Annotated in this window: 29 protein-coding genes; 14 read left to right on the top strand and 15 right to left on the bottom strand. The window is 74.6% G+C overall.

Annotated elements, in window-relative coordinates:
• Positions 1 to 133 precede the first annotated feature (133 nt).
• Positions 134 to 643: a GNAT family N-acetyltransferase gene (locus ACJOT3_RS05010; protein ID WP_406969261.1), complete on the bottom strand. Its 510-nt coding sequence runs from the start codon at positions 641 to 643 to the stop codon at positions 134 to 136.
• A 260-nt stretch (positions 644 to 903) separates the two neighbouring features.
• Here ACJOT3_RS05010 and ACJOT3_RS05015 point away from each other — a divergent pair, with 260 nt between their 5' ends.
• Positions 904 to 1668 (top strand): MerR family transcriptional regulator, encoded by a 765-nt coding sequence (locus ACJOT3_RS05015; protein WP_406969263.1) that lies wholly within the window; start codon positions 904 to 906, stop codon positions 1666 to 1668.
• A gap of 251 nt (positions 1669 to 1919) precedes the next feature.
• Here ACJOT3_RS05015 and ACJOT3_RS05020 read toward each other — a convergent pair whose 3' ends face one another.
• Positions 1920 to 2645, bottom strand: coding sequence for a type II toxin-antitoxin system CcdA family antitoxin (locus ACJOT3_RS05020; RefSeq protein WP_406969265.1), 726 nt, complete (start codon positions 2643 to 2645; stop codon positions 1920 to 1922).
• Between the two features lie 128 nt (positions 2646 to 2773).
• Here ACJOT3_RS05020 and ACJOT3_RS05025 point away from each other — a divergent pair, with 128 nt between their 5' ends.
• The 4 genes from ACJOT3_RS05025 (at position 2774) to ACJOT3_RS05040 (ending at position 5054) form a co-directional block, all read left to right on the top strand.
• Positions 2774 to 3394: a helix-turn-helix domain-containing protein gene (locus tag ACJOT3_RS05025; protein ID WP_406969267.1), complete on the top strand. Its 621-nt coding sequence runs from the start codon at positions 2774 to 2776 to the stop codon at positions 3392 to 3394.
• A gap of 45 nt (positions 3395 to 3439) precedes the next feature.
• Positions 3440 to 4153: a type III secretion system chaperone family protein gene (locus ACJOT3_RS05030; protein ID WP_406969269.1), complete on the top strand. Its 714-nt coding sequence runs from the start codon at positions 3440 to 3442 to the stop codon at positions 4151 to 4153.
• A 56-nt stretch (positions 4154 to 4209) separates the two neighbouring features.
• Complete coding sequence (locus tag ACJOT3_RS05035; protein WP_406969271.1) at positions 4210 to 4401, top strand: SDR family oxidoreductase; 192 nt, start codon at positions 4210 to 4212, stop codon at positions 4399 to 4401.
• Between the two features lie 107 nt (positions 4402 to 4508).
• A complete protein-coding gene (locus tag ACJOT3_RS05040) occupies positions 4509 to 5054 on the top strand; it encodes a type 1 glutamine amidotransferase domain-containing protein (RefSeq protein WP_406969273.1) in 546 nt (181 codons plus the stop codon).
• Between the two features lie 9 nt (positions 5055 to 5063).
• Here ACJOT3_RS05040 and ACJOT3_RS05045 read toward each other — a convergent pair whose 3' ends face one another.
• On the bottom strand, positions 5064 to 5633 hold the full coding sequence (locus tag ACJOT3_RS05045; RefSeq protein ID WP_406969275.1) for a TetR/AcrR family transcriptional regulator: 570 nt from the start codon (positions 5631 to 5633) through the stop codon (positions 5064 to 5066).
• 93 nt (positions 5634 to 5726) lie between these two features.
• Here ACJOT3_RS05045 and ACJOT3_RS05050 point away from each other — a divergent pair, with 93 nt between their 5' ends.
• On the top strand, positions 5727 to 6656 hold the full coding sequence (locus ACJOT3_RS05050) for an alpha/beta fold hydrolase (RefSeq protein WP_406969277.1): 930 nt from the start codon (positions 5727 to 5729) through the stop codon (positions 6654 to 6656).
• A 50-nt stretch (positions 6657 to 6706) separates the two neighbouring features.
• On the opposite strand, the gene ACJOT3_RS05055 is transcribed toward ACJOT3_RS05050, so the two are convergent.
• The 5 genes from ACJOT3_RS05055 to ACJOT3_RS05075 all read right to left on the bottom strand — a co-directional run bounded on the left by ACJOT3_RS05055 (position 6707) and on the right by ACJOT3_RS05075 (position 11590).
• Positions 6707 to 6820, bottom strand: coding sequence for a methionine/alanine import family NSS transporter small subunit (locus tag ACJOT3_RS05055; RefSeq protein ID WP_406969279.1), 114 nt, complete (start codon positions 6818 to 6820; stop codon positions 6707 to 6709).
• Positions 6820 to 8376, bottom strand: coding sequence for a sodium-dependent transporter (locus ACJOT3_RS05060; protein ID WP_406969281.1), 1557 nt, complete (start codon positions 8374 to 8376; stop codon positions 6820 to 6822). The genes ACJOT3_RS05055 and ACJOT3_RS05060 overlap by 1 nt, the downstream gene beginning before the upstream one ends.
• Positions 8377 to 8605: 229 nt before the next feature.
• Positions 8606 to 9616: a pirin family protein gene (locus ACJOT3_RS05065; protein ID WP_406969283.1), complete on the bottom strand. Its 1011-nt coding sequence runs from the start codon at positions 9614 to 9616 to the stop codon at positions 8606 to 8608.
• 52 nt (positions 9617 to 9668) lie between these two features.
• Positions 9669 to 10673 (bottom strand): DUF2804 domain-containing protein, encoded by a 1005-nt coding sequence (locus ACJOT3_RS05070; RefSeq protein ID WP_406969285.1) that lies wholly within the window; start codon positions 10671 to 10673, stop codon positions 9669 to 9671.
• Positions 10674 to 10756: 83 nt separating this feature from the next.
• A complete protein-coding gene (locus ACJOT3_RS05075) occupies positions 10757 to 11590 on the bottom strand; it encodes a sugar nucleotide-binding protein (protein WP_406969287.1) in 834 nt (277 codons plus the stop codon).
• Positions 11591 to 11707: 117 nt separating this feature from the next.
• Here ACJOT3_RS05075 and ACJOT3_RS05080 point away from each other — a divergent pair, with 117 nt between their 5' ends.
• A complete protein-coding gene (locus ACJOT3_RS05080) occupies positions 11708 to 12118 on the top strand; it encodes a DUF2784 domain-containing protein (protein WP_406969289.1) in 411 nt (136 codons plus the stop codon).
• Here ACJOT3_RS05080 and ACJOT3_RS05085 read toward each other — a convergent pair.
• Both ACJOT3_RS05085 and ACJOT3_RS05090 read right to left on the bottom strand, forming a co-directional pair.
• Complete coding sequence (locus ACJOT3_RS05085) at positions 12111 to 13082, bottom strand: EamA family transporter (protein ID WP_406969291.1); 972 nt, start codon at positions 13080 to 13082, stop codon at positions 12111 to 12113. The two genes, ACJOT3_RS05080 and ACJOT3_RS05085, sit on opposite strands and share 8 nt — an antisense overlap.
• Before the next feature lie 104 nt (positions 13083 to 13186).
• Positions 13187 to 13711 (bottom strand): GNAT family N-acetyltransferase, encoded by a 525-nt coding sequence (locus ACJOT3_RS05090; RefSeq protein ID WP_406969293.1) that lies wholly within the window; start codon positions 13709 to 13711, stop codon positions 13187 to 13189.
• 41 nt (positions 13712 to 13752) lie between these two features.
• Between ACJOT3_RS05090 and ACJOT3_RS05095 the strand changes: the two genes are divergently transcribed.
• Positions 13753 to 14316: a helix-turn-helix domain-containing protein gene (locus ACJOT3_RS05095; RefSeq protein WP_406969295.1), complete on the top strand. Its 564-nt coding sequence runs from the start codon at positions 13753 to 13755 to the stop codon at positions 14314 to 14316.
• A 7-nt stretch (positions 14317 to 14323) separates the two neighbouring features.
• Here the strand turns inward: ACJOT3_RS05095 and ACJOT3_RS05100 are convergent, their stop codons facing one another.
• The 3 genes from ACJOT3_RS05100 to ACJOT3_RS05110 form a co-directional block, all read right to left on the bottom strand.
• A complete protein-coding gene (locus ACJOT3_RS05100; protein WP_406969297.1) occupies positions 14324 to 15307 on the bottom strand; it encodes a hypothetical protein in 984 nt (327 codons plus the stop codon).
• 95 nt (positions 15308 to 15402) lie between these two features.
• On the bottom strand, positions 15403 to 16203 hold the full coding sequence (locus tag ACJOT3_RS05105; protein ID WP_406969299.1) for a phosphotransferase: 801 nt from the start codon (positions 16201 to 16203) through the stop codon (positions 15403 to 15405).
• A 176-nt stretch (positions 16204 to 16379) separates the two neighbouring features.
• Entirely contained in the window at positions 16380 to 17057 is a 678-nt protein-coding gene (locus ACJOT3_RS05110; protein WP_406969301.1) for a GNAT family N-acetyltransferase, read from the bottom strand.
• Between the two features lie 239 nt (positions 17058 to 17296).
• Between ACJOT3_RS05110 and gdhA the strand changes: the two genes are divergently transcribed.
• The 6 genes from gdhA (at position 17297) to ACJOT3_RS05140 (ending at position 23477) form a co-directional block, all read left to right on the top strand.
• Positions 17297 to 18670 carry an NADP-specific glutamate dehydrogenase gene (gene gdhA / locus ACJOT3_RS05115; protein WP_406969303.1) on the top strand — a complete coding sequence of 458 codons (1374 nt, stop codon included), beginning with the start codon at positions 17297 to 17299 and terminating at the stop codon, positions 18668 to 18670.
• 94 nt (positions 18671 to 18764) lie between these two features.
• Positions 18765 to 19655 (top strand): DUF2268 domain-containing putative Zn-dependent protease, encoded by an 891-nt coding sequence (locus ACJOT3_RS05120; protein ID WP_406969305.1) that lies wholly within the window; start codon positions 18765 to 18767, stop codon positions 19653 to 19655.
• Positions 19656 to 19674: 19 nt separating this feature from the next.
• Positions 19675 to 20430 (top strand): MerR family transcriptional regulator, encoded by a 756-nt coding sequence (locus ACJOT3_RS05125; RefSeq protein WP_406969307.1) that lies wholly within the window; start codon positions 19675 to 19677, stop codon positions 20428 to 20430.
• An 88-nt stretch (positions 20431 to 20518) separates the two neighbouring features.
• Positions 20519 to 21115, top strand: coding sequence for a dihydrofolate reductase family protein (locus ACJOT3_RS05130; RefSeq protein WP_406969309.1), 597 nt, complete (start codon positions 20519 to 20521; stop codon positions 21113 to 21115).
• A 1079-nt stretch (positions 21116 to 22194) separates the two neighbouring features.
• Complete coding sequence (locus ACJOT3_RS05135; protein WP_406969311.1) at positions 22195 to 23106, top strand: LysR family transcriptional regulator; 912 nt, start codon at positions 22195 to 22197, stop codon at positions 23104 to 23106.
• 38 nt (positions 23107 to 23144) lie between these two features.
• Entirely contained in the window at positions 23145 to 23477 is a 333-nt protein-coding gene (locus tag ACJOT3_RS05140) for an ArsR/SmtB family transcription factor (protein WP_406969313.1), read from the top strand.
• Here ACJOT3_RS05140 and ACJOT3_RS05145 read toward each other — a convergent pair.
• Together ACJOT3_RS05145 and ACJOT3_RS05150 are read right to left on the bottom strand one after the other, a co-directional pair.
• Positions 23474 to 24634, bottom strand: a complete 1161-nt coding sequence (locus ACJOT3_RS05145; RefSeq protein WP_406969315.1) for a GDSL-type esterase/lipase family protein — start codon at positions 24632 to 24634, stop codon at positions 23474 to 23476. The genes ACJOT3_RS05140 and ACJOT3_RS05145 overlap by 4 nt on opposite strands.
• A 10-nt stretch (positions 24635 to 24644) precedes the next feature.
• Positions 24645 to 25223: a TetR/AcrR family transcriptional regulator gene (locus ACJOT3_RS05150; protein WP_406969354.1), complete on the bottom strand. Its 579-nt coding sequence runs from the start codon at positions 25221 to 25223 to the stop codon at positions 24645 to 24647.
• Between the last annotated feature and the right edge of the window lie 103 nt (positions 25224 to 25326).

Here is a 25326-nt window from a genome sequence, read left to right on the forward strand (position 1 = left end):
CGGGTGCCGCCGGGGTCGGGGGGTGGGGGTGTACGGGGACCACTCCTCGGCGGTCGAAAGGGACGGTTTCCTCCCCCTCGGACCCCGGCCGGGGACGAAAAGTTCGCCCCCGGCCGGTGGTGCCTTCGTCCGGTCAGATACCGAACGGGGCGGCGTAGCGGATCGTGCCCGCGGGCGGGGTGTGCGACGGGTCCAGGGACAGGACCATGAGGGCCTCGTCGGGGACGTCGATGCTCAGCCCGATCCCGTAGGTGGAGGCGCGCTGGAAGCCGAACCTCGGGTAGTAGCCGGGGTGGCCCAGGACGGTGACGAAGCGTTCGCCCTTGGCGCGGGCGGCCTCCAGGACGGCGCGGATGGCGGCCGAGCCGGCGCCGGTGCGCTGGTACTCGGGCAGGACGGCGCACGGTGCCAGGCACAGGGCCTCGGCCCCGCCGATGTGGCAGCGGGTGATCAGGGCGTGCCCGACGACGGTGTCCTCGCCGGTGACGGTGACCATGGACAGGCCGTCGATCCAGGCCGGGTCGGTGCGCAGGGCGTCGACGAGGTCGGCCTCGGCCGGGGTGTCGAACGCGGCGGCGTTGAGGGCGTGGACGGCGGTGGTGTCGGCGTCGGTCTCGACGCGGGTGTTCCAGGTGGTGTTCACGGTGGACCTTTGCGTGAAGGGGGTCCGGCCCGGTTCCTCGCACGCCGTCGGCGGCGCGGTGCGCGCGGTCGGTGCCGCGGGCTCGGGACTGCTCAGGCGGGGACCCGGAAGGTGTGGACGTGGCGGGGACCGCGCATGGTGGCGGTGTGCACCCGGGTCATCAGCCCCACCTCCCTCGTCTGGTCGATACCGTCGCCTGGAACGCCGACCACGTTAACACGGGTCGCGGGGCGGTGGGCGATGGTGCGAGGGAGGTCACGGTGGTCGGAGGGGTCGGGCGGGGGGAGTTGCGGCCGGTGGACCTGGCCCGGGCGGTGGGGGTGTCGGCGCAGACGGTGCGCGACTGCGAGGCCTCGGGGGTGCTGCCGCCGGCGCGGCGGACCGGGTCGGGGCAGCGGCGGTTCACCTACCGCCACCTGGCGGCGCTGGTGGCCTACCGGGCGCTGGCCCCGGGCATGGGGGTGGCGGCCGCCGGGGAGGTGCTGCGCACCCTGCACGCCGCGGGGGCGGACGCGGCGCTGGAGCTGGTGGAGGCCGCTTTCGCCCGGGCGCACCGCGAACGGGGCGCCGTGCGCGAGGCCGCGCGGGCGCTGGCCGCGGTCGCCTCGGCCCCCGACGCGCGTGAGGTGCCCGCCGTGCTGGCCGGGGTGCGGGCGGCCGGCGGGGAGGGGCCGCTGCGGATCGGCCGGGTGGCACGCCTGGCGGGGGTGCGCGCCTCGGCGCTGCGGGTGTGGGAGCGGGCCGGCCTGGTGCGGCCGGTCCGTGATCCGCGCACGGGGTACCGGGTGTACGGGCCCGGGCAGGTGCGCGAGGTGCGGGTGGTGTCGGAGCTGCGGCGCGGCGGGTACGGGCTGGAGCAGATCGCCCCGGTGATGGAGGAGCTGCGCGCCTCCGGCGGCGGGGTCGCCCTGGAGGGGGCGCTGCGCCGCCGCGAGCAGGACCTGGCGGCGCGTACCCGCGCCCCGGCCGCGGGTGTGGCCCGTCTCCAGGACTACCTCGACCTGCTCGCGACCCCACAACCCTGACCGCTCCGAACGCCGCCCCCGGACCGGCCACGCGTGACGCCCTCGGCCGGATCGCCTGAGCCGATCGGGGCTTCCCACCGTGCGCGGCCGCCCCAGCGGTGACGTCCCCGGCCCAGCCCCGAACGAGGCGCGGCGGACCCGGAGTGGTCTCCTCTCCTGGTCGGCCGCCCGGGCGGCGACGGCGTTCCGCGGTGGGGCCGGGGTGGTCTCCTTTCTCGGTGGGGTGCGGCAGCGGTGAGGGCCGGGTGGGGTCAGGTGCGGGCGTCCAGGCGTTGCTCCAGGCGTTCGATGCGGGCGAGCAGGGGGGAGAGGCGGGCGTCGAGCGCGTCGGGTGGGGCGCCCGCCGCGGCTGGGGCGCTCTGCTGGTTGCGCAGGTGGACGTACCCGGCCAGGGAGGCGGTGACGGTGCGGCGGGCGAGCCGGGGCTCGGCGCCCAGGGAGCGCAGGGCGGCGCCGCCGGCGCCCTCCTCCTCGGCGACCAGGCCCAGCAGCAGGTGCTCGCAGCCCACGTAGTTGTGCCCCAGGGCGGTGGCCTCGCCCAGGGTGATCTCCAGGGCGCGGACGGCGGGGGCGCTGAACGCGGGCGGGGTGCTGGGCCCGGCCGCCTCGGCCGCCTCCTGTTCGGCCAGGGCGGCGGTGATGGCGGCGGGGGTGATCTCCATGGCGCCCAGTACCTGGAGGGCGAGGTTGCCGCCCTCCTGGACCAGGGCGGACACCAGGTCGGCGGTGGTGATGGGGGTGTCCGGCCCCGGGCGGGCGGCGGCCAGGCGCAGCACGGTGCGGGCGCGGGCGGTGAACTGGGGGAAGAGGGTGTCCAGGTCGTGTCCGGTGATGGGGCCGCGGACGGCCTCGCGGGCGGCGGCCAGGCGGCGCACCGCCTGTTCCAGGGCGCGCTGGCACACGGCGGAAACGGGGATGCCGCTCTCGCGGACCGCGTCGGCGAGGTCTTCGGGCAGGTAGACGTTGATCTTCGGCATCGAAGCGCCCTCCATGGGGGTATTCTGTAACCCCTTCCCTACCCCCACCGGGTCCGGTCCAACCCCCTTGCACCCCCGGTGGGGGTACTTTTTCCGCGGCGGGGCCGGGTTGTGGCAGATTGGCGGCCATGGACGACGAACTCGACCCGGTGCTGGCCGCGGTGGGCCCGCGGCTGCGCGATCTGCGCCGCGACCGCGGCATCACCCTGGCGCGCCTGTCGGAGACCACCGGGATCTCGGTGAGCACCCTGTCCCGTCTGGAGTCGGGGCGGCGCCGCCCCACCCTGGAGCTGCTGCTGCCGCTGGCCCGGGTGCACGGGGTGCCGCTGGACGAGCTGGTGGGCGCCGACACCGCCGACCCGCGGGTGCGGCTGCGGCCCTTCACCCGCGACGGGGTGGAGTACATGCCGCTCTCGCGCGTCCCCGGCGGCATCCAGGCCTTCCGCATCACCATCCCGCCGCCGCGCGGGCACGTCGAGGCCGACCAGCGCAGCCACGAGGGCCACGACTGGGTGTACGTGCTGGAGGGGCGGCTGCGGCTGCTGCTGGGGCCGCACGACATGGTCCTCAAGCAGGGGGAGGTCGCCGAGTTCGACACCCGTATCCCGCACGGGTTCTTCAACCCCGGGCCGGGGCCGGTGTCCTACCTGGGCCTGTTCGGGCCCCAGGGCGAGCGCGCCCATGTCCGGGTGCGCCCCACCGAGGGCCGCGGGGAAGGGGAGGGCGAACGGGAACCAGAGGGGCGGTGAGGGGCGTCTCATCCCTCAAGAGCCGTTCGCCGGAAGGAAATCCCGATGGATATCGTCGTCGTGGAGGCCGTCGTCCTGGGGGTGGTGGTCCTGTTGGCCGTCGCCGTCATCGCCTCCCGGGTCGTGGGATCGGTGCCCGAGCGCAAGCACTGCGAGCGGCTGGCCGCGTGGGCGCGCGAGCACGGGTGGAGCTATGACCGCGAGCGCCCGGAGCTGGTCGACCGGTTCGAGGGGTACCCCTTCGTGGAGCGCCGCTCCAACGCCCACACCCGCCATGTGCTGTGCGCCCGGCTGCGCGGGCGCCAGGTGATGGCTTATGAGTACTCCTACGCCACCTCCCACCACGACGGCCGCGACACCGCCACCACCGAGCACGTGCACACCGTCGTGGCGGTGGCGCTGCCCGGTCCGGTCCCGGTGCTGGAGGTGCGCGCCGAGGACACCGGCCACCTGCAGCTGGGGGTGGCGGGGGTGCGCGATGTGCGGGTGGGCGACGCCGCCTTCGACGGGACGTTCTATGTCGCCGCGGCCGATGAGGACTTCGCCCGCCGGGTGCTGGACGAGCGGGTGCGCGCCCACCTGCTGGAGGCCGGGCCTGGGGTGCCGGTGCCGTTCCGGTTCGCCGGGACGCACCTGCTGACCTGGCAGGACCGGGCGTTGGACCCCGACGTGGCGGCCGAGCGGGCCCAGGCCCTGGTGGAGGTGCTGGAGCGGGTGCCCCGGGCGGTCTGGGGCGAGCGCCACGACACCGTCGGCTGAACCCGTCGGCCGGGCCCGCCCCGCCCATGACCGGCCGGCACGGGGAGGAGCCCGGGTTGGACTCGCGGGCCGGGTATCCGCTGTCGCGGCCCGGGCACGCGGAGGAGGCGGCCGAGGCGGTGGCGTTCCTGGCCGGGCCGGGGGCGTCCTATGTGACGGGGGCGTCGCTGTTCGTGGACGGCGGACTGTCCCTGATGGGCCCGCAGGCCGCGGGTGCGCTGGAGGACGCCACCTGGCGGGCGGGCTGAGGCCGTCCCGGGCCCTGGGGTGTGTGAGGGATCGGGCCGGGCGGGTAGGCGGTCACCACGGTGCCGCGCGCAGTGGCCCGGTCCGAGGATCGAAGGGGGAGAGAACGATGGCGGATGTGCTCACCGGGCGACGGGTGGCGTTCCTGGCCGCGGACGGTGTCGAGCAGGTGGAGCTGGTGCGGCCCCGCAAGGCCCTGGAGGAGGCGGGGGCCCGGACCGAGCTGCTCTCGCTCAAGGACGGTCGGATCCAGGCGATGAACGGGGACATCGAGCCGGCCGACCGGTTCGGTGTGGACCGGCGGGTGGCCGAGGCGTCGGTGGAGGACTACGACGGCCTGGTGCTGCCCGGCGGCACCGTCAACCCCGACAACCTGCGCGCCGACGCCGACGCGGTGCGGTTCGTGCGCGAGTTCGCCGCGACGGGCAGGCCGATCGCGGCGATCTGCCACGGTCCGTGGATGCTGGTGGAGGCCGACCTGGTGCGCGGGCGCACGCTCACCTCCTACCCGAGCATCCGCACCGATGTGCGCAACGCCGGGGGGAACGTGGTGGAGGAGGAGGTGGTCACCGACGCGGGGATCACCACCAGCCGCAACCCGGACGACCTGCCCGCGTTCTGCGAGCGGATCGTGCGGGAGCTGTCCCGGGCCTGACGGTTCGGGTCAGGGCAGGGATGCGGCGACCTGGTCGGTGAGGAGGTCGCGGGCCCGGGCGGCGGTGACCTCGTCGATGAGCAGGGCGTCGCCCAGGTGCTCGGCCAGGCCCAGCAGGGTGCGGGCCCGCAGCGGCGCACGGTCGGGGTCGGCGCCGGCGTGGACGAGCAGGTCGGCGATGAGGGTGTGCAGCCCGGTGATGCCCTGGCGGTACTGGTCGCGCAGTTCAGGGATGCCGAGGGCGACGGTGAACAGGGCCTTGCCCGCCAGGGCGTCCACGCGGGCCTGTTCGGTGGCGGGCAGTGTCGCGTGCAGCAGCAGGGTGAGGGTCCGGCGGGGGTCCCCGGTGGGCGGGTCGGGGAGCAGGCGGGCGGTGACCCGGTCGCGCAGGCGGCGGCCGGTGTGCAGGAGCAGCTGTTCCTTGGAGCCGAAGTAGTGCTGGATGCGTCCGCGGGAGACGCCGGCCTCGGTGGCGACCTCGGTCATGGTGACCTCGCCCAGGCCGCGGTGGGCGGCGATGCGCAGGACGGCGTCGGTGATCTGGGCGCGGCGCTGGTCGTGGTCGACCTGTCGGGGCATGGGCGGGGTTCCCTGTTCTTCGCGGTGGCCTCGGCGGCCCGGAACCGTTACGGTATGAACGTACCGTAAAAGCGTGCCGAAGGGGTGGGTCCCGTGTCCGTCGAGTTCGCCGAACCCCGCATCGGCCGGGAGTGGAACGCCCGCGGCATCGGCTCCTTCCGCGACCGGGCCGGGTTCGAGGCGTTCGCCGCCGCCTACCGCGAGGCCATGGCCGAGATGGGTGGGCCCGACTGGTCGGGCACCGTGGAGACCGCCTTCGGGCGGGTGCGGGTGTACCGGTTCGACGGCGGCCCCGGAGAGCCCCTGCTGCTCCCGGGCCGCAACGCCTCCGCTCCCATGTGGGCCGCGAACCTGCCCCCGCTGCGGCGCGGCCGCACCGTCTACGCCCTCGACGGCCTGGGCGAGCCCGGGTGCAGCGCCCAGTCCGCGCCCATCGCCTCGGCGGCCGACCAGGCCGCCTGGCTCGACCAGACCCTGGAGGGCCTGGGCCTGGACGCGGTCCACCTGCTGGGGGTGTCCATCGGCGGCTGGCTGGGCGTGCAGATGCTCCTCCACCGCCCCCAACGCGTGCTGTCGCTGATGGCCCTGGATCCGGCGCGCACCTTCGGGGAGCTCACCCCGGCGGTGGTCCTGGTCTCGCTCGGCGCGGTGCTGCCCATGCCCGACCGGTGGCGGGGGAGGCTGGTGGGCCTGATCTCGGGCGGCATCGACCACTCCCAGGAGCTGGCGGTGGGCAGGCTGGTCGCGGCCGGGATGAAGCACTTCGACGTCCGCCTCCCGCCCCCGGTGATGCCCACCGGCGCCGAGCTGGCCGCGATCAGCACCCCGGTGCTGGTGGTCATCGCCGGGCGCAGCGTCATCCACCGCCCCGGGCGGGCCGCCGCACGCGCCCGCGCCCACCTGGGCGAGGAGGCCGTGGAGCTGTGGCCGGACGCCTCGCACGCGATCAGCGGCGAGTACCCGCGGGAGATCGCCGACCGCCTCGACCGGTTCGTCGCCGGGGCCGGTCGGCCCGGGGCATGAAAAAAAGGGGGGCGGGGCCCGGTGCGGGCCCCGCCCCCCCTTCTCGCGGGTCACTCCTCGTCGGGGACCTCGGGGTGGCGGCGCAGGTGGACGATGGCGGCGATCAGACCGCCCCACAACAGCGCCATGGAGATGACCATCATGGTGATCGCACTGGCCGACATCAGTGGCCCTCCCCCTTCTCCTGGACCTGCTCGGTCCCCTCGATGTGTTCGCGGTCGTGGGCGGCCATCTGGTCGGCGCGCTTCCAGGGCACCAGGGCGATGATGACGCCGATGACGATGGCGCCGATCGCCACGCCCCACCCGGCCGAGAGCAGGAACCCGGTCGGGTACCCGCCGTAGTTCTCCGCCAGCTCGCTGCGCAGACCGTCCCACATCATGAAGCCGAGCAGGACAGGGGTGACCACGGTCAGGGTGATCCGCCACCACAGGCCCAGGTGGATGGAGGAGACGCTGTTGGCGTGCTTCTGGAAGACCGGCAGGCGGCGCAGGACCCACCCGAACACGATGAGCACCACCAGGGCGGCCAGCGCGATGCCGTACTGGTTGATGAAGTGGTCGAACACGTCCAGGTAGTGCAGGCCCTGGTGGGTGGGGAAGATCAGGATCGACACCAGGGCGACGAGCCCGCCGACCATCAGGACCGCCTGGAGGCGGCCCAGGCCGATCCGGTCCTGGACCGCGGAGATGACGACCTCGACGATGCTGATCAGCGAGGTGAGACCGGCGATCACCAGCGACGCGAAGAACAGCACGCCGAACAGCGCCCCGCCGAACGGCAGGGTGGAGATGATCTGCGGGAACGCGATGAAGGCCAGACCGATGCCGGAGGTGGCGACCTCGTCCACGGCGGTGCCCGCGGCGGTGGCCATGAAGCCCAGGGCGGCGAACACGCCGACGCCTGCCAGCAGCTCGAAGGAGCTGTTGGCGAAGCCCGCCACCATGGCCGAGCCCGTCAGGTCGGCCTTGCGCTTGAGGTAGGAGGCGTAGGTGACCATGATGCCGAAGCCGATGGACAGGGAGAAGAAGATCTGCCCGTAAGCCGCCACCCACACGCTGCCGTTGGCCATGGCACTCCAGTCGGGAGTGAACAGCGCGTCCAGGCCCAGGGTGGCCCCGTCCAGGGTGAGCGCCTGCACGACCAGGATGAGGAACAGCACGACCAGCAGCGGGATGAAGATCTTGTTGGCCTTCTCGATGCCGTTGCGGATGCCCAGGGCCAGGATGGCCAGCACCACGACCCACACGGCGATGAGCGGCCAGGCCACGGCGGGCACGTAGCCGGTGATCCCGCCGGGGGTCTCGCTCACCTGGAGGTAGTCGCCGAAGAAGAACCCGTTGGGGTCCTCGCCCCAGGCCTCGGTGACGGAGAAGCCGACGTAGGAGATGCTCCAGGCGATGATCGCGCCGTAGTACACCGCGATGACGAAGCAGATCGCCACCTGCCACCAGCCGATGGCCTCGGCGGGCCGGGAGATCCGCCGGTAGGACAGCGGGGCCGAGGACCGGTACCTGTGGCCGATCGAGTACTCCAGGATCAGCAGCGGGATGCCCGCGGTGAGCAGGGCGACCAGGTAGGGCACCATGAACGCCCCGCCGCCGTTCTCGTAGGCGATGTAGGGGAATCGCCAGATGTTCCCGAGCCCGATGGCGGAACCGATCGCCGCCATCAGGAAGCCCGCGCGCGATCCCCATTGTTCGCGAGTCTGTTGGGCCATGTGCAGGTCTCCTCACCGTGCCTGTCGTTGCGCGTCCCGCACGCTAGCAGGATTTGGACGAAACGGCATGTTCCAGAACCCGTTGTCGGCTGTTCGTCTTGCCCGATGGAGGGTTGGCCGCTCAAACGTCCATACTTGGTTCGCCCGTGCCGTAAGAGATGAGTGCGCCTTACGGCCGGTGTTCAGTGGCACTCACGGAACAGCCCCGGTGGGGGCCGTCCCGCCCGGGTCAGGAGGGGCGGTGGCGCGGGCGGGGCCGCAGCCGGGCGTTGGGCAGCTCGGGGGCGGGCAGCGCCGCCCCGCCATCGCCCGCGACCTCGCCGAAGCGGGCCCGGTCGGGTCCGGTGCGCCCGGCCTCCCAGGCGTCGCGGGCGGCGACGATCTCGTCGTGGTCGCGGCCCACGAAGTTCCACCACATGAGGAGGTCCTCGGTGAACGGCTCCCCGCCCAGGAGCAGCAGGTGGGCGGGGGCGCCGGTATCGGGGACCGACAGCTCCACGCCGTCGCGGCCCCGGCCCAGGTAGAGCAGGGACCCGGCCTCCACCCGGTGGCCGAGCAGGGACACCGGCGCGTCCAGGGGCAGCACCCCGTGCTCGAAGCCCGCCTCCAGGGGCAGGCGCACCCGCGCCCCGGGGTCGATGACCACCTCGGCGCCGACCAGCGGGGTGTGGGCGGTGGCGGGGGAGCGGTGCCCGGCCACCTCGCCGACGATCACGGTGAGGCGGGCACCGGGCAGGTCGAGGGCGGGCAGGTCCGCGTGGTGCTCGAACGCGGGCTCCCCGTCCCGGGCGTCTTCGGGCAGGGCCACCCACAGCTGGGCGCCGTGCAGCAGGGCGGGCGCGCCTGCGGGGGTGCGCTCGGAGTGGGAGATGCCGTGCCCGGCGCTCATGAGGTTGAGCCGGCCGGGGCGTACCAGCCGGTCCGAGCCCAGGCTGTCGCGGTGGTGGACCGCGCCCTGGACCAGCCAGCTCACCGTCTGCAGGCCGATGTGCGGGTGCGGGGGCACCTGCATGCCCTCGCCCGCGGAGACGTCCTGGGGCCCGTAGACGTCGGCGAAGCACCAGGCGCCGACCATGCGCCGGTGCTTGCCGGGCAGGGCGCGCAGCACCGGCATGGCGCGGGGTCCGCCCAGGGGCACTTCGCGGGGCTCCAGGAGTTCGGTGTCGGGGTCGGGTGCGGCGGGTGGGGCCTCACCGCCGCAGACGCTCTCTTCGACGGGGTGGGTTTCGAGGTTGCTCACACCGCCGACGGTAGCCGGGCCGGCGGCGGTGCGCCCGGTGCCGCGGGGCGTGTCACCAGCGCATGTGGACGTGTTCGGCGAAGCCGGTGAGGCCGTCCACGGAGATCTCGGTGCCCTCGTCGGTGCGGACGGTGCCGGTGTAGTGGCCGAAGCACTGGCGGGTGTCGTTGACCAGCACCCCGGCGTCGATGCGGTCCAGGCGGCGGTGGAAGGGGGTGAACACCAGGTCGACCTGCCCGGAGGGGGTGCGGATCCACCAGGGCGAGGAGTCGTCGTCGGGGTCGTAGTCCCAGTGGAGCTCCTCGCCGATCTTGGTGAGGCGGCCGTCCACGCACAGGGCGTTCTCGGTCAGGCCGGTGCCCCGGGTCCACTTGCCGCCCAGTTGCAGGCCCACGGTGTGGGAGTCGGTGACCCCGGCGGCGGCGCCCCAGTTCCACAGGGTGTCGTAGGGCCAGATGCCGCGGCCGTGGTCGAGCACGCCCCAGCCGCCGGTGAAGTCCAGGGTGCGGTCGTCCAGGCGGACGGTGCCGCGGGCGGGGCGGGCGGTGTGCTTGGAGGTGTACTGGAAGCGGGACTCGCTCCAAGGGATGACCACGCTCATGGTCTCGTGCCCGGCGGGCAGGTCGACGGTGAGGTCGGCGTGCAGGCGGCCCTGGTCGGTGTCGCAGGCGAAGCGCAGCCGGGTGCCGTGGGGGCCGGGGGTGATGCGGGCGCGGATCGGGCCCAGGGCGGCGGCGGGTCCGGCGTCCAGGGTGTCGGGCAGGCGCACGCCGCGTCCCAGCGGGCCCAGGGTGCTGTGGCCGGTCTCCACGCCCCCGTATTCCAGCAGGTAGACGGAGGTCACCGATGCGTAGTCGAGGTCGGCGACGGTGAGGGCGACCAGGTGCGTGGGGGTCATGACGCACCAGTACTCCCACTTCTTGCGGCGTCCGCGGCCGCGGGGCAGGGCGGTGGTGTGCAGGGGGGTGCGCGACCAGCCCACGGCCCGGGGGTCGAGTCGGCCCTGGGGTGTGCACAGGTCGACCGGGGCGGTGATCTCCCGCTCGTGCGTTGGCATGACCGGCAGCATAAGGGGCGCGGGCGGTGCGGGGTAAGAGGCGCGGGCCTGGGGTCTTCCGTGGTCGCGGGGCGGGCGGCCGGTCAGTGCGGGGGCGGGGCCAGGAAGGTGCGGGCGCCGCGCAGCTCGGTACGCAGCACCTGCTGTGTGGCGGTGCAGTCCAGGCGGACGTCCAGCGGTCCGGGCGGGCCGGATGCGGCGCGGCTCCCGCGGGGCAGGCGGTCGGGGTCCAGGCCGTCGCGGCGGGCGATGAGCACGCCGAGTTCGTGGCGGCTGAGCGCGTCGGGCCCGGCGAGGTGGTGGACGCCGGTGCGGTCGGTGGCGGCCAGCTCCAGCAGGGCGTCGGCCAGGTCGCCGACGTGGACGGGGCAGCGGACGTCGTCGGTGAACAGGGCGCCGGTGGCGGCGCCCGAGGCCAACTCGTGGACGCGGCGTTCGTGGGCGGAGGCGCCGTTGCCGATGATGAGCGAGGTGCGGGCGATGACGGCGTCGGGGTGGACGGCCTTGATCGCGGTCTCGGCGGCGGCCTTGGCGGCCCCGTAGGTGTTGACGGGGTCGGGCGGGGCGGTCTCGGGGTAGGCGGGGAGGTGGCCGGAGAACACGGCGTCGCTGGAGACGTGGAGCAGGCGGGCGCCGGTCGCGGCGGCGGCCAGGGCCGCGTGGGCGGCGCCGTCGGCGGTGACGGCCCAGTCGCCGGGGTGGTAGGCGGTGTTGACGACGGTGTCCGGGCGCACCCGGTGCAGCAGGTCGGTGACGGCGGCGCGGTCGCGCAGGTCCAGGGCGTGCCAGGAGATGCCCGCGGCGGCGGGGGTGCCGGTGGTGGAGGTGGCGGCCACCCGGTGGCCGGCGGCCAGGGCCCGGCGGGCGACCTCGCCGCCCAGGTGTCCGCTGGCGCCCAGCACGAGAAGGGTGGTCATGGTCCGACACGGTAGCCGGTGGACGGGTGTGGGCGCGGGGGAATTGAGTACGGGTGCTCAACCCGGCTGAGTAGGAGTACCGATGCAGGGGGGAGGGCGGCTCCGTACCGTCGGGACATGACCTCCCTTCTCGTCCTCCTGGCCGGGCACGCGGCCGCGGCCCTGCATTTCGTGTTCTTCGCCTACGTGGTCCTGGGCGGTTTCACCGCCTGGTGGCGCCCCCGCCTGTTCTGGGCGCACCTGGGGGTGGCCGCCTACGCGCTGGGCATCGTCATCATCGACTGGCCGTGTTTTTTGACCGAGATCGAGAACTGGTCGCGGGCCGCGACCGGGCGGCCGGTGATGGAGTTCGGGTTCATCGACTTCTACCTGACCGGGAACCTGTACCCGCGCGAGCACCTGATGACGTCGCGGTACGTGATCGCGGCGGTCATCGCCTGCTCGTGGGCGGGCACCTGGTGGCTGTCGCGGCGGCGCCGCGCGGTGGGCGGCGGGGAGCGGCAGGCCCCGGGGGCCGCCCTCAGGTGAGGGCGGCGGGCCGGTCGGGGTCGGCCGGGCCGACGGGTGCGGCCGTGGGGGGTTCGGGGGTGCCCGGGACGGCGGTCTGGGCGATGAACGCGCCGGTGACGATGACGACGGCGCCCAGGATCTGGATCGGGGTGAGGGCCTCGCCCAGCAGGATCCAGGCCAGGCCGATGGCGGTGACGACCTCCAGGTAGGCGACGCCTCCGGCGATCTGCGGGGACAGGCGGCGCACGGCGGCGATGCCGGTGAAGTAGGCGATGACGGTGGAGACCAGGCCCAGCCACAGCGCCAGGGACCAGCCGGGCAGCGGCAGCGGGCCCAGGGCGGTGGTGGTGGCGAGCAGCTCCCAGTCCAGGTTCCAGGGGCGGGCCAGGGGCAGCAGCAGGACGGTGGCGGTGAGGGAGCCGAAGGCGATGACCGCGAGGGGGTCGGCGTCCTCGCCGGTGCGGTCCGACAGCAGGAAGTAGGCGGCCTGGGCGGCGGCCGCGCCCAGGGCGAGCCCGACGCCGACGGCGTCCAGGCGCATGCCGGCCCACACCTCCAGCAGCAGGACCAGGCCGGTGACGGCCAGGACGACGCCGACGACGGCGGCCGGGGAGACCTTGGTGCGGCGCACCAGGCGCAGCCAGAGAAGGACCAGGACGGGGCCGAGGAATTCGATGAGCAGGGCGATGCCCACGGGGATGCGGGCGATGGCGGCGAAGTACAGGGCCTGGACCCCGGCCATGGGGAACACGCCGTAGGCGAGGATGAGCAGGGGTCGGCGGCGCAGCAGGTCGCGGTGGCGCACGGCCACGGGCAGCAGCAGGAGCGCGGCCCCGGCCAGGCGCAGCCAGGTGACGTGGACCGGGTCCAGTCCGGCGTCGAGCAGGGGGCGGGCGAAGACGCCCGAGCCGCCGAAGGCCAGGGCCGAGGCGAGGGCGAAGGCCAGGCCGGTGGGGCGGTGGCGGGCGGGTGCTGCGGGCACGGACTCTCCCCGGGGGACGGCGCGGAAAAGGTGGGATCTTTCGAGGATAGGGGGCCCGGGTGGTTCCGGTCTCCTCGATTCTCGCGCCGGTTCGGGGCCCGGGGTCAGGTGGCCTGGGCGGTGAGGTCGAGTTCGGCCCAGGCGACGTCGTGCCAGGCGTCGTGCTTGTGGCCGACCTTGTGCATGACGCCGACGTCGGTGAAGCCCAGGGTGCGGTGCAGGCCCAGGCTGGCGTCGTTGGGCAGGGTCATGCAGGCGATGGCGCGGGTCATGCCGCGCCGGGCCAGGCGGGGCAGGAGCGCGGTGTAGAGGGCGCGTCCGGCGCCGGTGCGGCGCAGGCCGCGGCGGAGGTAGACGCTGACCTCGCAGCAGCGGTCGTAGGCGGCGCGGGTGCGGAAGGCGCCGCCGTAGGCGTAGCCCAGGACGGTGCCCTCGGCGTCCTGAAGGACGATCCAGGCGTGGTGGCGCTGGGCGGTGGCGATGCGGTCGGCCATCTCCTGGGCGGTGGGGGGCTCCAGTTCGAAGGTGATGGCGGTGTCGGTGACGTAGGGCGCGTAGATGTCGGCGCAGGCGGCGGCGTCGGCCGGGGTGGCGTCACGGACGGTGTGGAGGGCGGGCATCGCGTTCATAGTGAGGATGGTAAACGAACGTGTCCACTATGATGAACCCCATGAGCGATGACCTCTCTGTGGCCCTCGCCACCACCCTCCAGCGCCTGCGCACCGACCGGGGCATGACCGGCGCCGCGCTGGCCGACTCCTCCGGGGTCTCCCGGGCCATGATCAGCCGCATCGAGAACGGCGACGTCCAGCCCACCGCCTCCCTGCTGGGGCGGCTGTCGGCGGCGCTGGGCATCACCCTGTCGGAGCTGATCGCCGACGCCGAACGCAGCGAGCGGCGGCTGGTGCGGCGCGCCGACCAGCCGGTGTGGACCGACCCCGACACCGGCTACACCCGCCGGGCCGTCTCGCCCGCCTCCGGGGGGCGCCTGGAGCTGGTGGAGGTGCACCTGCCGCCGGGGGCGCGGGTGGCCTTCCCCGCCGAGGCCTACACCTTCACCCACCACCAGATCTGGGTCCTGGAGGGGGCTCTGGAGTTCGCGGAGGGGGAGACCGTGCACCGGCTGGGGGAGGGCGACTGCCTGCGGCTGGGCCCGGCCGCCCCGTGCGAGTTCCACAACCCCGGGCAGCGGGAGTGCCGCTACCTGGTGGCGGTCACCCGCCGCACCCCCTGACCCCGGTTCAGCCGGCGTCCCCGTCGCCCGCCTCCAGCGCGGCGGGGGCCTCCTTCCCCTTCGACAGCAGGCGCCCGCGCAGCTGTGCGAGCCGCTCGGCCCGCTCGGCGATGGAGGTCAGCCGCTCGTCGTAGGGGGCCAGGGCCACGGGCCTGCCCTGGAGTTCGGCGCTGTGGCGCACCAGGTCCCGGATGTCGGGGCGCACCGCCATGAACAGCGCCGCCCCGAACCCGCTGCCCACCTCGCCGGTGCGCCAGAACCGCCGCCCGTAGGTGATCTCGCAGGGCAGTGCCCCGAACCCGGCCTCGTCGGCGGCCTCGTCGAAGGCGTCCATCTCCTCCTTCCCGCTGTGGGACTCGATGGTGGAGACGGTGCTCAGGGCCAGGGCCAGCAGCACGTCCGCGGCCTTGTCGGCCAGCCAGGAGCGGCCGGGCAGCGGGGGCAGCGCCCCCGAGACCAGGTCGGTGACGCTCTCCACGCCGCTGGTGAGGAGGATGTCGGTGGTGCGGCGGGCGCGGATCTCCTTGACCTTGGCCCAGGGGACGGTCTCGCCGTTGAACCCGACGGTGTCGGGGCCGACCTCGATGGCGCCCAGGCGGTCGAGCAGGCGCAGCATCCGGCCCACGCCGCGCGGCACGGTCCAGGCGCGTTCGATGATCCCGCCCACGGACAGCCGGAACGGTTCGGTGAGCGGTGCGGCGGGCACCTCCCAGGAGTCGAGGGTGTCGGTGACCCAGGTGGACTCGCGCAGCGCCGCCTGGATCTGCTGTGCCTGGTCGCGGGCCCGGGCGGCCATCTCGGCGCTGCGGTCGGAGGCCGCCCGGGCGGCCGCGGAGCCCTGTTCGCCGGCCTTGCGGGCGGCGGCGGCCGCGCGTTCGGCCGCCTCGCCGGAGGTGACCGCGTCCAGTCCGCCCTTGGCGCCCTCGCCGACGTCGGACGCGGCCTTGCGTGCGGTGGTGGCGGCGTCGGAGAGGCGGTCCTTCCAACTCATCGTGGTGCTCCTCGGGGGATCGTCGGGGGTGTCGGTGGCGTGATGGGGGCGCCGTAGTGGGGGACGCTCAAGGCGGGGCGGTGGTTCGGGGTCTCTCAGTCGGTGGTCAGGGCGCGGACCAGGCGGGGGCGCTGATCGGCGAGCCAGTCGCGGCGCCGGTCCCAGCGCGCCCAGCCGCCCGACGCGGTGTGGGCGCGGACGAACGCGGCCTCGCCCGCGGCGACCCGGCCGGCCACGAACCTGCGGGCCACCGCCAGGTACTCCTCCACCGTCTGGGGCAGCAGCGCCCGGTCGGTGCCGGTCAGGCCGTAGGTGTCGGCGATCAGGCGCAGGCGGCGGGCGGTGTCCAGGTCCTCCCAGACCTTTCCGGCGGCGGCCTCGGGGGGCAGGGTCGGTCCCAGGTAGTAGGCCAGGGCGGCCACGTCCCACAGCGGTCGGCCGGGGGCGGCGAGGTCGAAGTCGATGAGGGCGGCGGCGCTGCCGTGGCGGAAGACGAGGTTCTCGGCGCACGGGTCGTTGTGGCACAGCAGTGTTCCGCCGCGGGGGTCGGCCAGGTCGGCGGGCCAGGGGGCGGTGGTGTCCACGGGGATGCGGGCGGCGGCGTCGTGGTAGCGGCGCAGCAGGCGGGCGGCCGAGGCCAGGGCGGTGTCGGCGGCGATCCAGTCGGGGAACGGGGGCAGTGCGACCTCGCCCTCGACGAAGCCCAGCTCCTCGCGGCCGTCGGGGTTCAGTGCCAGCGGCCGGGGGGCGCCGTCGAACCCGGCCGCGGGCAGGGCGCGCAGGTGGGGGTGCAGGGCGGCGGCGGTGGCGGGGGCGGTGCGCAGCACCCGGTCGCCGCGGCGGACGACGGTGTTCATCATGCCGCCGGGCAGGGGTGAGGGGTGGGGGTCGGCCATGGGCCCAGCCTGGCACGGTCCCGGCGGTGGTGGGACCGGTGGCGGCCCGGGCCGGAACCGGCGGCTGCCCGCCCTGCGCGCGGCCTACGGCGGGGGCCGGTCCCCGCCGCTGCTGGAGCGCATCCGCGCCGACACCCGGGCCGGGGCCGGGCGGGCTGCGTGGGCGCGTCCTGTTCTCAGACCGGGAGCGGGGTGCGGGCGATGAGGACGGTGGCCAGGGGGGTCCAGCCCAGGGAGGTGTACAGGTGGCGGCCCTGGGGGGAGGCGACCAGCAGGCCGTGGGTGGCGCCCGCGCGGCGGGCGTGTTCGGCCAGGGCGGACATCACGGCGCCGCCCAGGCCGCGGCGGCGGTGGTCGGGTTCGGTGACGATGGAGTCGGCGACGGCGTCGTCGTCGGCGATGCCCATGACGCCGCTGGCCGCCTCCTCCCCCTGGGCGGTGGAGACGCGCACCCGGATCACCGCGCGGGCGCGCCCGGCCGTGGCGTGGTAGGGGCGCGGCGGGTCCAGGACGGGGTGGTCGTCCAGGTCGATGGACATGAGGGTCTCGGTGCCCGGGTCGACGGCCAGGCCCGCTTCTTCGAGCAGCAGCGCGGTCTTGTCGGGTGCGGTGGTGGGGACGGTCAGCCAGTCGGTGTGCGGTGAGGCCGCGACGCGTCGGGCGGCGGCGCCGATGGTGTCGGGGGCGCCGTCGGCGTCCAGGAGCACGTATTCGTCGTGGCGGTGCTCGAACCCGAAGTGCACGCGCAGCGCCCCGTCCACCTCGGTCGGCTCGGGCAGGGAGCGGGCGGTCCCCCAGCCGCGCTGCCAGCGGCGGACCAGGTCGGGCAGGGGTGCGGTGGGCGGGTTCGGCATGGGGTGTCCTCGTGTGGGGTGCGGGGCGGGTGCGACCCCTGGGTCTGGTGTCTGTATTCGACCACACCCCGGCGACCTCCCCGGCCTGGTCGGCTGCCGGGGCACCCCGCCGGGCGCGGGCGGCTTGAGGGCGTGTGTAACGTCGATGCCACGCCACCGAGACAGCCACGACACCACCCTGCCGCGGCCGCGCCCCGCCCGGCGTCGGGGCCGCCGCCACCGAGAGGACCGCGTTGCGCATGTCCCACGTTCACGCCACCGGCCTGGCCGACCACCACCCCGCCGTGCGCGCCGCCTACGAGCGGGTGGTGCGCCGCGACCCGGACCAGGCGGAGTTCCGCCAGGCCGTGCTGGAGGTCCTGGAGACGCTCTCCCCGGTGCTGGTCCAGCACCCCGAGTACGTCGACGCCGGGATCCTGGAGCGGCTGTGCGAGCCCGAGCGGCAGATCGTGTTCCGGGTGCCCTGGCGCGACGACCGCGGCCGGGTGCACGTCAACCGGGGTTTCCGGGTGGAGTTCAACGGTGCGCTGGGGCCCTTCAAGGGGGGTCTGCGCTTCCACCCGAGTGTGGACCTGGGGGTGGTGAAGTTCCTCGGGTTCGAGCAGATCTTCAAGAACGCGCTGACCGGGATGAGCATCGGCGGCGGCAAGGGCGGCTCCGACTTCGACCCCAAGGGGCGCTCGGACGCCGAGGTGGAGCGGTTCTGCCAGTCGTTCATGACCGAGCTGTTCCGGCACCTGGGCGAGCACACCGACGTGCCCGCCGGGGACATCGGTGTGGGCGGCCGTGAGATCGGCTACCTGTTCGGCCAGTACCGGCGGCTGGCCAACCGCTGGGAGGCGGGGGTGCTCACCGGCAAGGGCCTGGAGTGGGGCGGTTCGCGGGTGCGCACCGAGGCCACCGGGTACGGGGCGGTGCTGTTCGCCCAGCGGATGCTGGAGCGCCGGGGCCGGTCCCTGGAGGGCGCCCGTGTGGTGGTGTCGGGGTCGGGAAACGTCGCCCTGTACGCGGTGGAGAAGGCGCAGCGGCTGGGGGCCGTGGTGGTGGCCTGCTCGGACTCGGGCGGTTATGTGATCGACGAGAAGGGCCTGGACCTGGACCTGCTCAAGCAGATCAAGGAGGTCGAGCGCGGCCGGGTCGCCGACTACCCGGCCCGGCGCGGGGGCGATGCCCGGTACGTGGCGGGCGGCAGCGTGTGGGACGTGGCGTGCGCGGTGGCGATCCCGTGCGCCACCCAGAACGAGCTGGACGCCGACGCCGCCCGCGCCCTGGTGCGGGGCGAGGTGGTGGCGGTCGTGGAGGGTGCGAACATGCCCACCACGCCGGAGGCGGTGCGGGTGCTGCGCGAGGCCGGGGTGCTGTTCGCGCCGGGCAAGGCGGCCAACGCGGGCGGGGTGGCCACCAGCGTGCTGGAGATGCGCCAGAACGCGCGCCGCGAGTCGTGGTCGTTCGAGCACACCGAGATGGAGCTGGCCCGGATCATGGCCGACGTCCACGACCGGTGCGAGGAGGCGGCCGAGCGCCACGGCGCCCCGGGCGACTACGTGCTGGGGGCCAACGCGGCCGGGTTCGAGCGGGTGGCCGACGCGATGCTCGCCCAGGGGCTCATCTAGCCGGGCGGGGCCGTGCGGGGGTGCGGGCCGCCGGGGACGGCCCGCGCCTGGACGGTTTGCGGTTGACGCAGCGTCAACCCCTAGCTTCGGGGCCATGACGATCAACGTTCTGGACACCCGTACCGGCATGGAGCGCGTGCTGCGCGCCCCGGCCGAGGACCGCCGCGGCCTGCTGGCGGAGATGCTCGAACCCGTGCGGGGCATGTACCGCTTCGCGCCCGTGGAGGTCGACCTCGTGGACGTGCACCTGGGCGGTATGGGGTTCCCCCTGGACCGCGACGGGGAGCGCTGCCTGGCGGGCCTGGAGGAGTTGGCGAAGGCCGACGCGTGGAACCGGGTCGGGGCCGCGATGGAGGGCGCCGCGGCCACCTTGGCGGAGGCCGTGCCGGGGCTGGAGGTGCACGATGTCACGGTGCTGCTCACTTTGGGCGACCCGGCCGACGCCCACTTCACGGACACCGTCCTGGGCGTGGTCGGCTTCGGCGGCATCTGGGGGTACGTCACCATCACCCTGTGGCCGTCCCCGGAGAACCTGGAGCGGTTGGAGACCACCGCCGTGCACGAGCTGCACCACAACCTGCGCTACGCCCCGGGCGGGGTGGTGTGGGACCCGGCGACCGTCACGGTCGGCGAGCACGTGGTGGGCGAGGGGCTGGCCGACGCCTTCGCCCGCGAGCTGTACGGTGACGAGCTGGGCCGCACCCGCATCGGTGTGCCGCACCTGCGCGACGACGCGGTGTTCGACAAGGTGGTGTCGGGGCTGGGGGTGACCGGCATGGAGAACTTCACGGCCTGGGTGCACGGCGACGAGAGCGCGCGGCGCTTCGGCACCGCCCCGGTGGGGCTGCCCCCGGGTGCGGGGTACGCGGCGGGGAACCGGCTGGTCGACGCCTACCTGGCGGCGACCGGGCGCACCGCGGCGCAGGCGCTGCACGACGACCATGCGCTGGTCATCGACACCGCGCTGGGCCGCCTGGGCCGGTGACGGGGGAAGGGGGACGGCGGTGGAGTGGACGATCGGTGAGCTGGCGGCCCGGGCGGGGGTGAGCAGCCGCACCCTGCGCCACTACGACCGGGTGGGGCTGCTGTCCCCCGCCCGGACGGGGCCGGGGGGTCTGCGCCACTACGGCCCCGGGCAGGTGGCCCGGCTCCAGCGGATCCTGCTGCTGCGCCGCACCGGGATGGGCCTGGCCGACATCGGCCGGGTGCTGTCGGAGGAGGTCGACGAGGCGGAGGGGCTGCGGGCGCACGTGGCGGCCCTGGAGCGGGAGCGCGAGCGGATCGACCAGCACATCCGGGCGGTGCGGCACACGCTGGCGGCGCGGGAGGCGGGGGTGGACCCCTCCCCGGATGTGATGCTCGACGGGTTCAACGACCGCTACAAGGACGAGGTCGTCGAACGCTGGGGCGAGGAGGCGTTCCGGGCGGGCAACGCGTGGTGGCACGGCAAGAGCCTGCGCGAGCAGCAGGAGTGGAAGCGCGGGGCCCAGGCGCTGGTCGCCGCCTGGGCGGCGGCCCGGAGGGAGGGTGCGGCCCCGGGCTCCGAGCGCGCCCGGGAGCTGGCGGTGCGGCACGTGGAGTGGCTGTCGATCCCGGGCACCCCGATCCACGCGGGCGACCGCGAGCGGTCGGTCGAGATGGTGGTGTGCCTGGCCGACGCCTATGTGCGGGATCCGGCCTACACCCGGATCTTCGACAGCGCGGAGGATGCGGAGTTCGTGCGCGAGGCGCTGCACCTGCACGCCCGCACCCGCATGTAGGGGCACCCGGGTATCGGCTGTGGGCGGCCCGGGGTCTCTGCTACAGTCATGACCACTTCAAGTGAAGTACTTTGAATGGAGTGGTTTCATGCGAGAGCTTGTCTACTACGCCGCCGTCTCCCTGGACGGGCGCATCGCCGGGCCCGGCGGGGAGTTCGACTTCTTCTTCGCCCCGCTCGCCGACCGGGAGCGCTCGGCCGCCTACAACGCCTGGGTCGACTCCCACTACCCCGAGGCCACGCCCACCGTCGGCCGCGAGGCCGCCGGGCTGGCCGAGACCCCCAACGCCCGCTTCGACACGGTGGTAATGGGGCTGGGCACCTACCGGGCCGCCTACGACCAGGGCATCGAGAGCCCGTACGCGCACCTGCGCCAGTACGTGGTGTCCACGACCCTGGGGCCGGTCCCCGCCCCGGAGGTGACCGTCGTGGACCGCGACCCGGTCCGCCTGGTCCGGGGGCTCAAGGGGGAGGACTCCGACCGGGACATCTGGCTGTGCGGCGGCGGGAGGCTGGCCGGGGCCCTGTCGGCGGAGATCGACCGCCTGGTGCTCAAGACCTATCCGGTGCTGGCCGGGGCGGGCGTCCCCCTGGTCGAGGGCGGGTTCGACCCGGGGGTGTTCACCGTCGTGGACCGCCAGGTGTTCGACAACGGGGTGGCGGTCACTGAATACGCCCGTGCCTGAGCCCCGACGCGGGCGTACTCGGTGACCGCGGCGACCACCAGGGGCAGGACGGCGGCGGCCAGCGCGGCTCCCAGCGCCGCACCCCCCAGCGGGGAGCCGGTCGCCGACCATAGCACCGCCGTCAGCGCCACCGACGGGGCGCCGAACAGCAGCGTCCAGGCCGCCGCTCGGCCGCGCACCTCGGCCCGCACCGCCCCGGGGGCGTTCGGCGTTCCACCCGGGGCGGTCCCGGGACGGGCGCAGGTGTCGACCGCGGCCATGCCGCCGAGCACCGCTGCCGCCGGACCCACCAGCGGCAGCGCCCACTCCCAGCCACCGCACGCGATGATCACCGTCATGAGCGGCGGTGCCATCCAGGCGCTGCGCGCCGCCGCCCCGCGCACCGGGTCGCGCGTCCAGGCGGCCGTCTCCCGAGCGATGACCGCCGCCACCGGCGGCGGGGCGAAGGGCACGGACCAGGCCGGGCCGTGGACCGCGGGGCGGTGCGGTCGTACCGGGCTCGGTGAGCGGTGCGGGGCCCGGGCCGTGGGGGCGGTCCACGCCAGGTGCAGCGTCGCGCCCAGGACGACCAGGGCGATGAACGCTATTGCGACGGCCGCGGCCCCGGCGGTCTCCCCCTCACCCGGCCGCGGCGGGGGCCACGCGGCGAGGGCCGTCCATCCGGTGAACGACAGCGCGAGCATCACCACGGTCCGCGCCGCGGCCGCCGCCGTCACCGACCGGGTCCGCAGCAGCCGGGCCACCGCCGCCGCCGTTCTGCCCGACCGGAGGAACAGGTACAGCCGGGCCGCGGCCACCGCGACCGAGATCACCGCCGTTGCGCCCGGGGCGGCCGACACCACCGGCGGCACCGGGCAGGCCGGGGTGACCGCCGTGCCCGGGCACCGGGCGGAGTCCGGGTCCCCGATGGCGGGCGTGGAGGGGGCGGACATCGCGGGAGGTCTTTCTTCTCGTGGGCACGGGAGCGGTCCTTCCAAGGGGTCGGAAGCGGGGTCCTGCCATGTCGAGAAGAGCCTGGTCGGAACCGATTCGGTGATCAACGGCGTTTTCGGTAACGTCGGATAACCCGACGCTTATGGATGGAAACCGAAGGCCGCATGGAGCTCCGCGACATCGACATCTTTCTGACCCTGTGCGAGGAGCTGCACTTCGGCCGCACCGCGGAGCGGCTGCACATCACCCAGGCCCGGGTCAGCCAGTCCATCAAGCAGCAGGAGCGCCGCATCGGCGCCCCGCTGTTCGAGCGCACCAGCCGCTCGGTGCGGATCACCCCCATCGGGGCGCGCCTGCGCGATGACCTGCGCAGCGCCCGCGCCCTGATCGACGGCGGCCTGGCCCGGGCGGTCGGCACCGCCCAGGGGGTGCGGGGCACCCTGCGGCTGGGGACGATGGGCGCGCTGGGCAACGAGCTGCGCCCGGTGGTGGAGGAGTTCGGCGCCCGCCACCCCGGGGCCGAGGTCGCCGTGGGCGAGTTCCACTTCAGCGACCCGTTCGCGGGGCTGCGCTCGGGGGAGTTCGACGCCCAGCTGATGTGGCTGCCGGTCCTGGAGGAGGACCTCACGGCGGGGCCGGTGCTGCGCACCGAGGGGCGGGTGCTCGCCGTGGCCGAGGGCTCCGAGGAGGCCCGGCGGGGGTCGGTGTCGGTGGAGGACCTGGCCGACCACCGCGTCCCCGACACCGGCCCCGACGCGCCAGGGTACTGGATCGCGTCCATGATCCCCGAGCGGACCCCGCAGGGGCGGCCCGTCCGGCGCGGGGAGCGGGCGCGCACCTTCCACGAGGTGCTCTCGCTGGTGGCCGCGGGGCGGGCGGTCTGCCCGCTCAACGCCCATGTGGCCCGGTACTACACCTTCCCCGGCATCACCTACGTGCCCGTGCACGACGCCCCGCTCACGGAGTGGGCGCTGGTGTGGCGCACCGGGGCCCAGACGCCGCTGGTGCGCGCGTTCGCCCGGGCGGGCCGGGACCTGGGGGTGCACCGGGTGGCCTGAGCGGCACCGAACTTCGATCCCGCTCGTACAATGACCGCATGGACACCGAGCGTATCCCCCGCCACCCCGACGTCGCGGCCCTGACCCTGCAACGGCTGCTGGAGGCGCTGGTGGACCCGGTGCGGCGCAGCGTCGTCGAGCAGCTCTACGACGCCCCGGCCGACGTCGCCTGCGGCGGCTTCGACCTGCCCGTCAGCAAGTCCACCGCCACACACCACTTCCGGATCCTGCGCGAGGCCGGGCTGATCCGCCAGTACTACGAGGGCACCTCGCGGATGAACACGCTGCGCCGCGCGGAGGTCGAGGCGGCCTTCCCCGGGCTTTTGGGCGCGGTGGTGGCCGCGGACCGGGCCGGGCGGTCCGCCTCCTAGGCCAGCGGGCCGCCGGGGCCCAGGGCCAGGTCGGCGAAGCGCTCGCCGATGCGGCGGTGCGCGGCGGTGTCCGGGTGCAGGGAGTCGGGCAGCGGCAGCTCGGCGGCGTCGGCCCGCCCGTACAGCTCCAGGCCGTCCAGGTGGTGCAGGTGCGGGTCGTGGGCGGCCCGTTCCTTGACGATGCGGGCCAGCTCCCGGCGGATGTCGGTGAGCGCCAGCCGTCCGGCGGCGCGTTCGGCCGCATCGCCCTGGGCCCGGTAGGACAGCCGCCCCTGGGCGAGGGCGGAGGCGTCCATCTGTGTGGGGCCGGGCACCTCCTCGTGGATGGCGCAGTGGATGGGGGAGACCACGAGCAGCGGCGTGTCGGGGTGGCCCTCGCGGACGGTGTCCAGGAATCCGTGGACGGCAGGGCCGAAGGCGCGCCTGCGCATGGCGTCCTGGTTGACGACGTTGATGCCGAGCTTGACGCTGATCGCGTCCGCGGGGATCCCGCGCAGGGTGCGTGCGGTGAAGGGGTCCACCACGGCGTTGCCGCTCAGCCCCAGGTTGACCAGGTCGACACCGGCCCGCAGGGCGGCGACCGCGGGCCAGGTCGCGGTGGGGCTCGCCGCGTCCGAGCCGTGGCTGATGGAGCTGCCGTGGTGCAGCCACACCCGCCGGCCGCGGTCGGGGGCGGGGGCCACGGGCGCGTCGGTGCGCAGGGCGACGGGTGTGGTGGCCTCGTTGTGCGGCAGCCAGATCTCGACGTCCTTGTCGCGGTCGGGCAGGCCGGTGAAGCGGACGGTGCCGACCGGTCCGGGCCGGCGTTCGACGGCCCCGGTGGCCAGGTCGATGACCAGGGTTTCGCCGCCGTCCACATGCCCCTGGGCGGTGAGGTGCCCGTCCACGAGCAGGTCGTAGACCCCGGCGGGGCGCGGCGGGGCGCCGGTGTAGGAGCGCTTGGTGGGCAGGGCGTCGAGTTCGACGACGGTGGCGCGGGTGCGCAGGGCCAGGCGGACGCCGGAGGTCTGGGCGGCGATGTCGGCCATCAGCGGGTCGGGGGCCTGGGCCAGGGCCCATCCGGGCAGGCGTCCGGGGCGCGGGCCGTGTTCGGTGGCCCGGATGTCGACGGCCCCGCGCAGCAGGTCGGCGGTGACCGGGGTGGTGGTGAGGTCCATGGCGGTGTTCCTAGGGGTGGTCGGGTGCGGGCCAGTTCCGCAGCAGGGAGTCCAGGGCGTCGATGGTGCGCGACCAGGTGGCCTGGGTGTCGGGGGCGCTGTGGTCGAAGCCGCCGCCCATCTCCAGGCTCACGTAGCCGTGCAGGGCGGCGCCCAGCAGCCGGACGGCGTGGGTCTCCTCGTCCTCGGGGAGGTCGTAGCCGCGCAGGACGGCGCGGGTCATCCGGGCGTGCCGGGGTCCGGCGCTCGCGGCGGCGGTGCCGGTGTCGAGGCGGAACCGGGTGGCGGCGTAGCGGCCGGGGTGTTCGCGGGCGTAGTCGCGGTAGACGTTCGCCAGTGCGGCCAGGGCGTCCCTGCCCGAGCGTCCGGCCAGGGCGTCGGCGGCCCGGTCGGCGAGCTCCTCCAGGGCCAGCAGGGTGATCCGGGTCTTGAGGTCGTGGGAGTTCTTCAGGTGCGAGTACAGGCTCGCGACCTTGACGTCGAACCGGCGGGCGACCTCGGAGAGGGTGACGTGCTCGAACCCGGCCTCGTCGGCGAGGTCGGCCCCCGCCCGGACCAGGAGTTCGGTGCTGAGCCCGGCACGTGCCATCATGTCCTCCCTCTTCTCGTACATCGATCCGATATAAACCTAAAGGCTTTAGGTCCGTGGTCGATTCCCTTAGGAGGTGGGGTGCCGGTCACACCGGGGTGCG

Source organism: Nocardiopsis protaetiae, assembly GCF_045446735.1.
Lineage (GTDB): Bacteria > Actinomycetota > Actinomycetes > Streptosporangiales > Streptosporangiaceae > Nocardiopsis > Nocardiopsis protaetiae.

Coding starts and splice junctions, on each gene's coding strand:
- ACJOT3_RS05020 (WP_406969265.1), bottom strand. CDS start 2,645: ATGCCGAAGATCAACGTCTACCTGCCCGAAGACCTCGCCGACGCGGTC.
- ACJOT3_RS05130 (WP_406969309.1), top strand. CDS start 20,519: ATGCGAGAGCTTGTCTACTACGCCGCCGTCTCCCTGGACGGGCGCATC.
- ACJOT3_RS05135 (WP_406969311.1), top strand. CDS start 22,195: ATGGAAACCGAAGGCCGCATGGAGCTCCGCGACATCGACATCTTTCTG.
- ACJOT3_RS05060 (WP_406969281.1), bottom strand. CDS start 8,376: ATGGCCCAACAGACTCGCGAACAATGGGGATCGCGCGCGGGCTTCCTG.
- ACJOT3_RS05090 (WP_406969293.1), bottom strand. CDS start 13,711: ATGAACGCGATGCCCGCCCTCCACACCGTCCGTGACGCCACCCCGGCC.
- ACJOT3_RS05040 (WP_406969273.1), top strand. CDS start 4,509: ATGGCGGATGTGCTCACCGGGCGACGGGTGGCGTTCCTGGCCGCGGAC.
- ACJOT3_RS05045 (WP_406969275.1), bottom strand. CDS start 5,633: ATGCCCCGACAGGTCGACCACGACCAGCGCCGCGCCCAGATCACCGAC.
- ACJOT3_RS05105 (WP_406969299.1), bottom strand. CDS start 16,203: ATGGCCGACCCCCACCCCTCACCCCTGCCCGGCGGCATGATGAACACC.
- ACJOT3_RS05120 (WP_406969305.1), top strand. CDS start 18,765: ATGACGATCAACGTTCTGGACACCCGTACCGGCATGGAGCGCGTGCTG.
- ACJOT3_RS05030 (WP_406969269.1), top strand. CDS start 3,440: ATGGATATCGTCGTCGTGGAGGCCGTCGTCCTGGGGGTGGTGGTCCTG.
- ACJOT3_RS05070 (WP_406969285.1), bottom strand. CDS start 10,673: ATGCCAACGCACGAGCGGGAGATCACCGCCCCGGTCGACCTGTGCACA.
- ACJOT3_RS05055 (WP_406969279.1), bottom strand. CDS start 6,820: ATGTCGGCCAGTGCGATCACCATGATGGTCATCTCCATGGCGCTGTTG.
- ACJOT3_RS05095 (WP_406969295.1), top strand. CDS start 13,753: ATGAGCGATGACCTCTCTGTGGCCCTCGCCACCACCCTCCAGCGCCTG.
- ACJOT3_RS05080 (WP_406969289.1), top strand. CDS start 11,708: ATGACCTCCCTTCTCGTCCTCCTGGCCGGGCACGCGGCCGCGGCCCTG.
- ACJOT3_RS05025 (WP_406969267.1), top strand. CDS start 2,774: ATGGACGACGAACTCGACCCGGTGCTGGCCGCGGTGGGCCCGCGGCTG.
- ACJOT3_RS05100 (WP_406969297.1), bottom strand. CDS start 15,307: ATGAGTTGGAAGGACCGCCTCTCCGACGCCGCCACCACCGCACGCAAG.
- ACJOT3_RS05110 (WP_406969301.1), bottom strand. CDS start 17,057: ATGCCGAACCCGCCCACCGCACCCCTGCCCGACCTGGTCCGCCGCTGG.
- ACJOT3_RS05150 (WP_406969354.1), bottom strand. CDS start 25,223: ATGGCACGTGCCGGGCTCAGCACCGAACTCCTGGTCCGGGCGGGGGCC.
- ACJOT3_RS05145 (WP_406969315.1), bottom strand. CDS start 24,634: ATGGACCTCACCACCACCCCGGTCACCGCCGACCTGCTGCGCGGGGCC.
- gdhA (WP_406969303.1), top strand. CDS start 17,297: ATGTCCCACGTTCACGCCACCGGCCTGGCCGACCACCACCCCGCCGTG.
- ACJOT3_RS05075 (WP_406969287.1), bottom strand. CDS start 11,590: ATGACCACCCTTCTCGTGCTGGGCGCCAGCGGACACCTGGGCGGCGAG.
- ACJOT3_RS05140 (WP_406969313.1), top strand. CDS start 23,145: ATGGACACCGAGCGTATCCCCCGCCACCCCGACGTCGCGGCCCTGACC.